This is a genomic window from Nocardia cerradoensis NBRC 101014 (genome assembly GCF_000308535.1).
In the GTDB taxonomy this organism is placed as follows: Bacteria; Actinomycetota; Actinomycetes; order Mycobacteriales; family Mycobacteriaceae; genus Nocardia; species Nocardia cerradoensis.
The window spans coordinates 21,929-34,333 of sequence record NZ_BAFW01000375.1 but is presented as its reverse complement, the minus strand read 5'-3'; the positions used below and the strand labels follow the sequence as shown (position 1 = coordinate 34,333).

The window sequence follows — 12,405 nt, the reverse complement described above, 5'->3', positions numbered from 1 at the left end:
GTGCAGTCGTGGCTGGCCGAAGAACGCCTGGCCGAAACCCGGTTGATCGTGATGACGGGCAACGGCGCCGCGCTGCCGGGCGAGACGCCGGATCCCGCCGCGGCTGCCGTCCGGGGGCTGATCCGCAGCGCTCAATCCGAATATCCGGGCCGGTTCGTCCTCGTCGACACCGACCACTCGACGGCCGCGGCCCGGGACGCTCGGGCGGTCCTCGACGTGGTGCTCGCGGCGGACGAGCCTCAGGTCGCGGCGCGACGCGCAGCGGTACTCGTGCCCAGGCTGGCGCGGGTGCGCGACGAGCACCCGCAGGAGCCCGCGTTCGGCGACGGCACCGTTCTGATCACCGGTGGCACCGGAGGTCTCGGTGCGCTTGTCGCCCGTCACCTGGTCTCCGCGCACGGCGTCCGCCGGCTGCTGCTGATATCCCGGCAAGGCGAGAATGCCCCCGGTGCAACGGAATTGGCCGCCGACCTCGCGGAGGCCGGCGCCACCGTCGAGGTGGCGGCCTGTGACGTCGGCGATCGGGCGGCCGTACGCGGGCTGCTCGGCTCGATCGCGCCCGAGCATCCGCTGACCGCGGTCATCCACGCGGCCGGTGTGCTCGACGACGCCACGCTCGCCGGACTCGACGCCGAGCAGCTGCGGCGGGTCTTCGACGCGAAGGCCGCCGCCGCCCGCCACCTGCACGACCTCACCGGTGACCTCTCGGCGTTCGTGCTGTTCTCCTCCGTCGCGGCGACGATCGGATCGGCCGGTCAGGCGAACTATGCGGCCGCCAACGCCTGTCTCGACGCGCTGGCCCAGGCCCGGCGGGCCGCGGGGCTGCCCGCGGTGTCGCTGGCGTGGGGACCGTGGAATTCCGCCGGTGGTATGACCGGCGATCTGGACCGCAGCGCGATCGCACGCTGGGAGCGGCTCGGGCTGCGCCCGCTCGGCGACGCCGAAGGTCTGCGACTGTTCGACGCCGCCGTCGGCCGCGGGGCGGCGCACGCGGTGGCCATGCGGTTCGATCCGGCGCAGCTGCGGCGTGAAGCCCGCCACGGTGTGGTGCCCGCGGCGCTGCGCGGTTTCCTGCCCCGGACCGCGGACCGGCCCACGGACCGGCCCGCAGCCGCATCCGGCGCGTTGGGCGCTCGGCTGAGCGAGGTTCCGGACAGCGCGCGTGCGGAAGTGGTGCTCGAGTTGGTCCGCGAACACGCGGCCGCCGTGCTCGGGCACGCTTCCACGGCGGACGTCGACCCGGGGGCGCGTTTCGACGCCCTGGGCTTCGACTCGCTCGGTGGCGTGGAATTCCGCAACCGGCTGTCGAAGGCCACCGGCGTGCAGCTGCCGTCGACTCTGGTCTTCGATCACCCGACCGCCGACGCGGTCGCCGCTCTGCTGCGCGCCAAGATCGAGGGCACCGACTCCGCCCGCCCGGCCCGCGCGCCCCGGCGGGCCCGCGTGGACGAACCCATCGCGATCGTCGGCATGAGCTGCCGATTCCCAGGTGGCGTCGACAGCCCCGAGCAGTTGTGGGATCTCGTGTCCTCGGGGACCGATGCCACCACCGAATTCCCGGACGATCGCGGGTGGGATCTGGCGCGGCTGATCGACCCGGATCCCGACAAGCCCGGCACGGTGTACAGCCGCGGTGGCGGATTCCTCGGCGCCGCAGGCGATTTCGACGCCGGATTTTTCGGCATCAGCCCGCGGGAGGCGCTGGCGATGGACCCGCAGCAGCGACTGCTGCTGGAAACGTCCTGGGAAGCGCTGGAACGCTCCGGCATCGATCCGATGACGTTGCGCGGCAGCGATACCGGTGTCTTCGCGGGCGCCTGTGCCTCGGGCTATGTCGATCACGTGACCGGCGATCTGGAGGGATTCCGGCTGACCGGCACCACCCACAGCGTGGTCTCCGGGCGCGTCGCCTACGTCTTCGGGTTGGAGGGGCCGGCGGTCACGATCGACACCGCCTGCTCATCGTCGCTGGTGGCGTTGCATCTGGCGTGTCAGGCGCTGCGTCAGGGTGAAACGTCGCTGGCGCTGGCGGGTGGTGTGACCGTGGCGGCCACTCCTTATCTGTCCGTCGATTTCGCGCGGCAGCGCGGCCTGTCACCGGACGGCCGGTGCAAGGCGTTCTCCGCCGCGGCCGACGGTGTCGCGTTCTCCGAGGGTGTCGGCGTCCTGGTGCTGCAGCGGTTGTCGGATGCGCAGCGGCAGGGTCACGAGATCCTGGCGGTGATCCGGGGCAGCGCGGTGAACCAGGACGGCGCGAGTAACGGCCTGACCGCGCCGAACGGCCCCGCGCAGGAACGAGTGATCGGGCAGGCCCTCGCGGCTGCCGGACTCACACCCGCCGATGTGGACGCGGTGGAGGCACACGGAACCGGTACGCCACTGGGCGATCCGATCGAGGCCAACGCGTTGATCGCCGCCTACGGTCGCGACCGCGGGGACCGCGAGCCGCTGCGCATCGGTTCGATCAAGTCGAATATCGGTCATACCGTCGCGGCCGCCGGTGTCGGTGGCGTGATCAAGATGGTGCAGGCGTTGCGTCACGAAACCCTGCCACCGACCCTGCACGCGGAAACGCCGTCGCCGCACGTGGATTGGTCCGCGGGCGACGTGCGTCTGCTGTCCCGTGCGGAACCCTGGCGTGCCGGGACGAGCGTTCGGCGAGCGGGTGTCTCGTCGTTCGGTGTCAGCGGTACGAACGCCCACTTGATCGTCGAGGAGGCACCTGCCCCGCAACCGCCGGGCTCGGCGCCGGTCGCCGACGGCCCGCGCCTGCCGATGCCCTGGCTGGTGTCGGCCAAGAGTGAGACCGCGCTCGGAGCGCAGGCGGCGAAACTGCGGCAGTGGCTCGATGACCACGTCGACGCCGACCCCGCGGACGTGGCCTATTCGCTGCTCACCACCCGTACACACCACGAGTTCCGGGCGGTGGTGCTCGGCGGTGAGCGCGACGAACTGCTCACCGGGCTGTCGCGGCTCGCGGACGGAAGTATCATTCCCGCAGTGGTTTCCGGCTCGATACGTGCCGGGAAGACCGCATTCCTGTTCACCGGTCAGGGCGCGCAGCGCGCCGGCATGGGCGCCGGACTGGCCGCGGCGTTCCCGGTGTTCGCCGCGGCGCTGGACGAGGTCTGCGCCCGGTTCGATCCGCTGCTGGGATGTTCGCTGCGGCAGGTGATGTTCACCGGACATGCGGACGATCGGGACGCAGCCGCACCGGACGGGATGTTGGATCGGACCCGGCTGACACAGCCGGCCCTGTTCGCGTTCGAGGTGGCGCTGTACCGGCTCGTCGAGTCGTTCGGCGTGGTTCCCGATCTGCTGATCGGGCATTCGATCGGTGAACTGGCCGCCGCCTATGTCGCCGGGGTGTGGTCGCTCGACGATGCCTGCGCACTGGTGGCGGCGCGGGGCCGGTTGATGGACGCGCTGCCGCCGGGCGGGGCGATGCTGGCGATCGCCGCGTCCGAGCTCGACGTGGCCGCGGCGATCGAGGCATTCGGTGACCGGGTATCCCTGGCCGCGGTGAATTCTCCCGGCGCCGTGGTGGTTTCGGGTGACGAGGAACTTGTCGCGGAGCTCGATCGGCAGTTCTCCGCCGAGGGACGCAAGACCAGCCGTCTGCGGGTGTCGCATGCCTTCCATTCCGCTCGGATGGAGCCGATGCTGGCCGAATTCCGCACCGTCGCGGACGGCATCACCTTCCATGCGCCGCGAATCCCGTTGGTGTCGAATGTATCCGGCGCCATCGCCGGTGACGAGATCGTGGACCCGGGCTATTGGACGTCGCAGGTGCGTGCCGCGGTCCGGTTCGCGCCGGGTGTCGACACACTGGTCGCCGCGGGTGCGCGCCGGTTCCTCGAAATCGGGCCCGACGCGGTGCTGGCGGCGATGACGCGGCAGACGCTCACCGAGGAGGTCGAGCAGCGGTCCGTGGTCGCCGCGGCGGCCCGCCGGGACCACGACGAGGTCGAGCAGTTCCTGACGATGCTCGCCCATGCCCACACCGCCGGACTGGCCGTCGACTGGAACCGGCTGTTCGCGGGCCGCCGGGCGTCACGAATCGCGTTGCCCACCTACGCGTTCGACCATCGCCGGTACTGGCTCGAGCCGCCTCGCGCGGATCGTGCGGCCGCGTCGGAGCATCCGCTGCTCACCGATGTGGTGCGGGTGGCCGACCGCGACGAATGGCTGTTCATCGGGCGGCTCGCGCAGCGCACCCATCCGTGGCTCGCCGACCACACCACCTACGGTGTCGTGCTCGTGCCGAGTGCCGCGCTGATGGAGATGCTGCTGGTCGCCGGTGCGCGCATCGGTTGTGCGGCGGTGGAGGAGTTGACGCTCGAGGCGCCGATCCTGCCCCCTGCCGAGGGCGAGGTCGAACTCCAGGTGCTGGTGCGGGAACCGGACGCCATGGGACGCCGTTCGTTCACAGTCCACTACCGCCGGACCGACGGGCCCGATCGCGAGTGGTCCCGGAACGCCAGCGGCGTTTTGAGCGCCGAGCAGCTCACCGACATCGGACTCGTGGACATGCTGCGCACCGAGCCGTGGCCGCCCGTCGACGCCGAACCGGTGGACACCGACTGGATTCCGGCGCAGGTGGCGCGGGCCGCCGGATTGGAATACGGCCCGTCGTTCCTCGGCGTCGAGGCGGCCTGGCGCAGCGGGGACACTGTGTTCTCCGAGGTCGCGTTGGACGGCGAGGTCCCGACCGAGCGGTTCCTGGTGCATCCGGCGTTGTTCGACATGGTCATGCATGCCGGACTCGCCTGCCTGATCTGGCCGGACCACCGGGGCAATCCGGCCGAGGGCAAACTCCTGTTCCGCTGGGGCGCCACGCAGATCCACCGCACCGCGCCGGTCGGCTCCCTGCGGGTGATGGCGGTTCAGCGCAGCAGCGAGGCGATCAGCGTCGTGGCCGTCGACCGGGACGGCAATGCGGTGGTGACCATCGACGAAGTGGTCATGCGCTCCTACGACGTCCAGCAGTTCCGGGCCACGCTCTCGGGCGGACGGGCCGCGCGATACGGAATGCGCTGGACGACAGTCGATGTCGCGGCGACGGCGCCGCTCGGAAGTACGGTTCTGCTGGGCACCGCGGGCGTGTCCGGCATCGAGGAGCGTTATCCGGATCAGGTGGCGCTCGCCGCCCGCGCGACGGCTCCCGAGGTGGTGGTGTGGTCCGAACATGCTGTGCTTCCGGGTGATTCACCACGGGCCACGCGGGATCGGGTGAAGAACGCGCTGCGGGTGGTACGTGAGTGGCTGACCGACGAGCGTGTCGCGCGGTCGCAGCTGGTCGTGATGACCACGCGTGCGGCGACGCTGCCCGGCGAGATCCCCGACGCCGCGGCGGCGGCCGTGTGGGGATTGATCCGGAGCGCCCAAACCGAATATCCCGGACGGATCGTGCTGCTCGATACGGACGCGGCGGCGATATCGGCCGGTACCGTCCGGGCCGCGCTCACCACCGGCGAGCCGCAGTTGGCGGTTCGCGGCGACCACTTCCTGGCGCCGCGGCTCGAGCCGCTGTCCGCACACCCGGCGGAGACGGTGTCGTTCGGCGACGGCACGGTCCTGATCACCGGGGGGACCGGAGGGCTGGGTGCCCTGCTCGCGCGGCATCTCGTCACCGCACACGGGGTGCGGCGACTGCTGCTGGTCTCCCGGCGTGGTGACCGTGCGGACGGCGCGGCGGAACTAGCGGCGGACCTGTCCCGGCTCGGCGCGCAGGTGCGGATCGCCGCCTGCGATGTGAGCGACCGCGCCGCACTGCGTGATCTGCTGGCCGAGGAGACCCGCGACTGTCCGATCACCGGCGTCGTCCACACCGCGGGCGTTCTGGACGACAGCGCGTTCCACACCCTCACCGACGAGGGCGTCGACCGGGTGCTCGCGGCGAAGGCCGAAGCGGCGTGGCATCTGCACGAGCTCACCACGGGCATGGACCTGTCCGCGTTCGTGCTGTTCTCCTCGATCGCCGGATCGATCGGGTCGGCCGGACAGGCGAATTACGCCGCCGCGAACAGCTTCCTGGACGCCCTGGCGCTCCGGCGCCGCGCTGAGGGGCTGCCGGCCGTGTCGCTCGCATGGGGGCCGTGGCAGCAGGACATCGGCATGACCGTGGTGCTGGACCGCACCGCGCTGGCGCGGCTGGAACGTCTGGGGCTGGCTCCGCTGGACCGCGCCGAGGGCCTGCGATTGTTCGACGAATCGCTCACCGCTGCCGAACCGGCGCCGGTGCTGGTGCACTTGGACACCGACACCCTGCGCATGGAGGCACATACCGGCTCGATACCGGCGGTGCTGCGCGGATTCGTGCGCACGTCCGGCCGGACGGCCACCGCCTCGCACGGGGACGTCTCGCTCGGGCAGCGTCTGCACGGGGTCGCGGAGGAGAAGCGGCGCGGGATCGTTCTCGATCTCGTGCGCGAGAATGTCGCGGCGGTACTGGGTTACGGCTCGGCCGACGATATCGGCGTCGACCGCGGTTTCAGCGAACTCGGCTTCGATTCGCTGGGCGGAGTGGAGTTCCGCAATCGGCTGTCGAAGGTGACGGGGCTGTCCCTGCCCTCGACCCTGGTGTTCGACTATCCGACGGCGGCCGAAGTCGCCGGCTACCTGCTGGCGCACACCACCGTGACGGCGCCGCAGACACCGACCTCGACGGGGGCGCCCGACGACATCGCGCGACTCGAGGCGCTGCTCGAGCGCATCATCGCCGGCGGTGCCGACAGCGACCGGACGGTGGCCGGTCTGCGGGGCGTCAGCGACCGCCTGCGCGGATTTCTGGGGGGCGCGACGTCGGACGGCGATTACGACGACCTCGAATTCACTTCCGACAGTGAGCTTTTCGACCTGATCGACGAGGAGTTTGGCCCCGCATGAACACCCCCGATACGAGCAACGAGGAACGGCTCAGCCGGTATCTGCGGAAGCTGACCGGCGATCTGCGTGCCGCCAAGAAACAGATCCGGGAGTTGGAGGATCGGGCCGGCGAACCGATCGCGATCGTCGGCATGAGCTGCCGCTATCCGGGTGGCGCCGACACTCCGGATCGGCTGTGGGATCTGGTCGCCGCCGGCGCCGACGCCATCGGCCCCTTCCCGGCCGACCGGGGCTGGGACCTCGATCGGCTGTTCGACACCGATCCCGACGCGCCGGGCACCATCTACACCCGTGAAGGCGGATTCCTCGACACCGCAGGCGATTTCGACGCCGCCTTCTTCGGCATCGGGCCCCGCGCGGCCGAGGCGATGGATCCGCAGCAGCGCCTGTTCCTCGAAGCGGCCTGGGAGGCGCTGGAGGACGCCGGCCTCGACCCGGTATCGCTGCGCGGCAGCGACACCGGTGTGTTCGCCGGTGTGATCCACCAGGACTACGGGCCGCGCGTCGGTTCGCCCGGGCTGACCGCCGAGACGGAAGGCCATGCGTTCCTGGGTGTTTCGGCCAGCGTGCTCTCCGGCCGCGTCGCGTTCACCTTCGGATTCAAGGGTCCGGCGCTCTCGGTGGACACCGCATGCTCGTCTTCGCTGGTGGCGTTGCATCTGGCCTGCCAGGCATTGCGGCAGGGGGATATCTCGCTCGCCCTGGTCGGCGGGGTCACGGTGATGTCGGATCCCGGTCTGCTGATCGCCTTCGGCCGCCAGCGGGCGCTGTCCCCGGACGCGCGGTGCAAGGCCTTCGCCGCGGCGGCGAACGGGACCGGATTCTCCGAGGGCCTGGGCATGCTGGCGGTCGAGCGACTGTCGGACGCTCGCCGCCACGGCCACCGCATCCTCGCGGTGGTGCGCGGCAGCGCGGTCAACCAGGACGGCGCCAGCAACCAGCTGACCGCACCGAACGGTCCGGCGCAGGAGAAGGTGATCGCGCGGGCGCTGGCCAACGCCGGGCTGGCACCGGCGGATGTCGACGCGGTCGAAGCGCACGGCACCGGCACCACCCTCGGCGATCCGATCGAGGCACAGGCGCTGATCGCCGCCTATGGTCGCGACCGGGCCGGTGATCCGCTGCGGATCGGCTCGCTGAAGTCGAATATCGGCCACACCTCGGCCGCGGCCGGTGTCGGCGGTGTGATCAAGATGGTGCAGGCCTTGCGGCACGAAATACTGCCCGCGACAGTGCATGTCGATGCGCCGACCCCCCACGTCGACTGGTCCGCCGGAGCGGTGCGACTGCTGACCGCCGCGGAGCCGTGGCCCGCCGGGGACCGGGTGCGGCGCGCCGGTGTGTCCTCCTTCGGCGCCAGCGGAACCAACGCGCACGTGATTCTGGAGGAGGCGCCCGCACCGGAGCCCGCTGCCGAACCCGCGGATCCGGCGCCGGATCAGGATGTGGTCGCATCCGGACTCACCCCGGTGCTGATCTCGGCGAAATCCGAGGAGGGCTTGCGGGGGCAGGCGGGCGCCCTCGTGCGCTGGGTCGACGAACATCCCGAACTCACCGTCGACGACCTCGGCTATTCCCTGCTCACGACCCGCACCCGATTCGAATGGCGGGCCGCGGTGCTCGTAGACGGTCGCGACGCGTTACGGGCGGCGCTGTCCGACCTCGCGGAACCGGGCGCGGTGAGCTCGGCCGTCGTGACGGGGCGGGCGGTGACGCGCAAGACGGCGCTGCTGTGCACCGGCCAGGGCGCACAGCGCGCGGACATGGGACGTGAACTCTACGAGGCGTTTCCGGCGTTCGCCGCCGCCCTGGACGAGGTCTGCGCGCAGTTCGATCCACTGCTGGGAGTGCCGCTGCGGCAGGTAATGGTCACCGGCGCAGACGCCTCCGCTCTCGATCACACCGCATTCACCCAGCCCGCCCTGTTCGCCTACGAGGTCGCGCTGTACCGGCTGCTGAGCTCGTTCGGTGTGACACCGGATGTGCTGATCGGACATTCGATCGGCGAGCTGGCCGCCGCGTATATCGCCGGTGTGTGGACGCTGCCGGACGCCTGCCGGCTGGTCGCCGCTCGCGGTCGCCTGATGGGGCAGTTGTCCACGGGTGGCGCCATGCTGGCCGTCGCGGCGGGCGAATCCGAGGTGACCGAGATGATCGCCGGTGATCGGAGCGTGTGCCTAGCGGCAGTGAATTCGCCTGCCGCGGTGGTGATTTCCGGAGACGCGGACGCGGTCGCGGCGTATCGGGCGCGGTTCGCGGACCGTGGCCGCAAGACCGCACCGCTGACCGTCTCCCATGCTTTCCACTCCCACCACATGGATCCGATGCTGGCCGAATTCGAGTCGGTCGCACGGGGAGTGGAGTATCAGCGTCCGAGGATTCCGCTGGTGTCGAATGTGTCCGGCCGGCTCGCGGGCGAGGAGGTGCTCGACCCCGGCTATTGGGTCCGCCAGGTGCGCGAGCCCGTCCGATTCGCCGCCGGGGTCGACTCCCTGGTCGCCGCGGGTGTCCGGCGGTTCGTCGAGATCGGGCCCGACGCGGTGCTGACGGCGATGACCGGGCAATGCCTGCCGGAGGATCTCGACGGGGAGCCGACCGTCGTCGCGGCCGCGCGTCGCGGGCGCGGCGAGGTCGGGCAGTTCGCGCACTGCCTGGCACGGATGTACACGGCCGGAGCCGAGGTCGACTGGAGCGTGTTCTTCGCGGGCCGGACGGTGAAGCGAGCGCCGTTGCCCACCTACGCGTTTCAGCGTCGGCGCTACTGGCTCCCGTCCGCGTCCGGCGCCGGCGGGGGCGAATCGGCCGGTGTCCGCGCGATCGATCATCCGCTGCTGGCGGCGGTGTTGCCGATGGCGGACGGCGGCTTCGTGTTGTCCGGTCACCTGTCGCCGCGGGCGCAACCGTGGCTGGCCGACCATGTCATCGGCGGGGTCATGTTGTTGCCGGGGACCGGATTCGTGGAGCTCGCCCTGCGCGCCGGCGCGGAGGCGGGGTTCCCGGTCGTGGAGGAACTGACGCTCCGGGCGCCACTGGTCCTGTCCGCGATGGAGGGTGTGCCGATTCAGATCGTCGTCGGCGCAATCGATTCCGAATCGTCGCGGCGTCCGATCTCGATCTACTCGCGCGGTGCCCACGACCCGGACGGTGCGTGGGAGTTGCACGCCCAGGGGTTGCTGTCCGCCACGGATGCGGCTGCGCCCGCACCGGAGATCTGGCCGCCCGCCGCGGCCACCGCCGTCGACGTCGCCTACGGCAAATTCCTCTCCCGCGACTACGCACTGGGGCCCGCCTTTCGAGGGGTGCGGGCACTGTGGCGACGCGGTGAGGAGGTGTTCGCCGACATTGCCGTCGATGCGGACACCGGAGTCCGCGCGGACGGGTTCGGCATCCACCCGGCACTGCTCGACGCGACGCTGCAGGCGGGACTGCTGGCCGATGTGCTCGAGATCGGCGCCGGACAGGTGGTGTTGCCGTTCTCGTGGGAGTCGGTGTCGCTGTTCACCACCGAGGCGTCGCTGCTGCGGGTGCGCCTGACCGTGAGCGGGTCGTCGGTCTCGATCGGAGTCACCGACGGCCACGGGCGGCCGGTGCTGTCGGGATCGGTGACCATGCGGGCGACTCCGGTGGCGCAGCTCGCGGCGGCGGCCCTCGCCGATCCGGTGCTGGAGCTGGTGTGGTCGCCGGCCACGGCAGAAGCCGGGGCGGCCGAGGCGAGCGTGGGGTGGTGGGATCGGCTGGAGCCGGAATCGCCGGTACCCGCGGTGGTGGTCGTCGAGGCCGGGCACCCCGCCGGCGCCGGCGTCGTGGCCGCCACACATACCGAGGTCGCGCGCGTCCTCGGCGTGGTGCAGGAGTGGCAGGCCGGTGACCGGTTCGCGTCGAGCACCCTGCTGGTCGTCACCCGCGGCGCGGTGGCGCTGCCGGGCGAGGACGTGACCGATCTCGCCGGTGCGGCGGTGTGGGGGTTGGTGCGGTCCGCGCAGGCGGAGGAGCCGGGGCGAATCGTGCTGGCCGACATCGACTCCGGCCTCGACGAGGACGTCGCCGCCAGGGTGCTGGGTGTGGGCGAACCCGAAGTGGTGATGCGCGCCGGCGTCCCGCACATCGCTCGGCTCACCCGCTCCGCCCCGGTGTCCGAGCCGGACGGCGCCGCGGCGGCATTCGGCGCGGGCACGGTGCTGATCACCGGCGGCACCGGTGGCGTGGGTGCGGTCGTGGCCCGGCATCTGGTGCGCGCGCACGGGGTGCGGTCGCTGCTGCTGGTGAGTCGCAGCGGCATGCGGGCCGCGGGTGCGGCGGCGTTGTGCGACGAGTTGGAGCAGGCGGGCGCGCAGGTGAAGGTGGTCGCTTGCGATGTCGCCGACGCCGGTGCGGTGGCCGGGTTGCCGGCCCACGTGCCGGCACGGTGGCCGCTGTCGGGTGTGGTGCATGCCGCGGGCGTGCTCGACGACGGAGTTGTCGCCTCGTTGACCACGCAGCGCATCGATACCGTGCTGGCGCCCAAGGTGGATGCCGCCTGGTACCTGCACGAGGCGACCGCGGCCCGCGAGCTGGCGGCGTTCGTGCTGTTCTCGTCGATGTCCGGCACGGTGGGTGGTCCGGGACAGGGCAACTACGCCGCCGCGAATACGTTCCTCGACGGTCTGGCGGCGCATCGCCGGGCCCGCGGACTGGCCGCCCAGTCGGTGGTGTGGGGCCCGTGGGCGCGGGCGAGCGGTATGGCCGGACATCTCGACGCCGGCGATGCGGCGCGGATGAACCGGGCCGGATTCACCGCCCTCTCGGACGACGCCGCGCTGGCCGGATGGGATGCGGCGCTCGCGCGCGGCACGGCCCATCCGGTGATCGTGGCGCTGGACTCCGCCGCGATCCGCGACCGGGCCGCCGCCGGCATGCTGCCGCCGTTGCTGCGGACACTGGCGCCGCCGGCCCTCCGCGCCACGAAGGAAGTCGCATCGGCGATTGCCCCACTGCCGCAGCGACTTACGGGTCTGGACGCCGAGCGGCAAGGGCAGGTGGTGCTCGAGACGGTGCGCGAGCACATCGCGGCCGTGCTCGGGCACGACGGTGCGGCCGCGATCGCACCCGAGCGCACCTTCCAGGAGCTGGGTTTCGATTCGCTCGGCGCGGTGGAGTTGCGCAACCGGCTCAAATCCGTCACCGGCCTGTCGCTGTCGGCCGCAGTGGTTTTCGACTATCCGACACCGAAGGCGCTGGCCGCCCATCTGCACACACAGCTGGCCGGTGCACCCGTGGACATGCGGCCCCGCCCGGTCGACGCCGTGCTCGACGACCTGGAAGCCGCGCTGGCACTGGGCGAGTGGGACGACGAGCAGAAGCGGCGGATCGTGGCTCGGTTGCAGTCGGTCGCCGCGAGTTGGGCGGCTCGAACCGATCCCGACGACCTGCTGGAAGACGATGTGGAAAACGCTTCCGAAGCGGAGCTCTTTGCGATTCTCGACCGGGAACTGGATGCCTGAGCACCGGTTTCAGGCTCGTATTCCGTTAGCGTAGAAA

Annotated in this window: 1 protein-coding gene and 1 pseudogene; both read left to right on the top strand. The window is 71.3% G+C overall.

Features of this window, described 5'->3' with window-relative positions; translation table 11 throughout:
- The coding region (locus tag ON23_RS32305; RefSeq protein ID WP_039783083.1) for a type I polyketide synthase at positions 1–6,888 on the top strand (6,888 nt) is incomplete at its 5' end.
- A gap of 110 nt (positions 6,889–6,998) precedes the next feature.
- Positions 6,999–12,368, top strand: a pseudogene (locus tag ON23_RS32300) (type I polyketide synthase); the annotation flags it as partial.
- Positions 12,369–12,405: the final 37 nt, after the last annotated feature.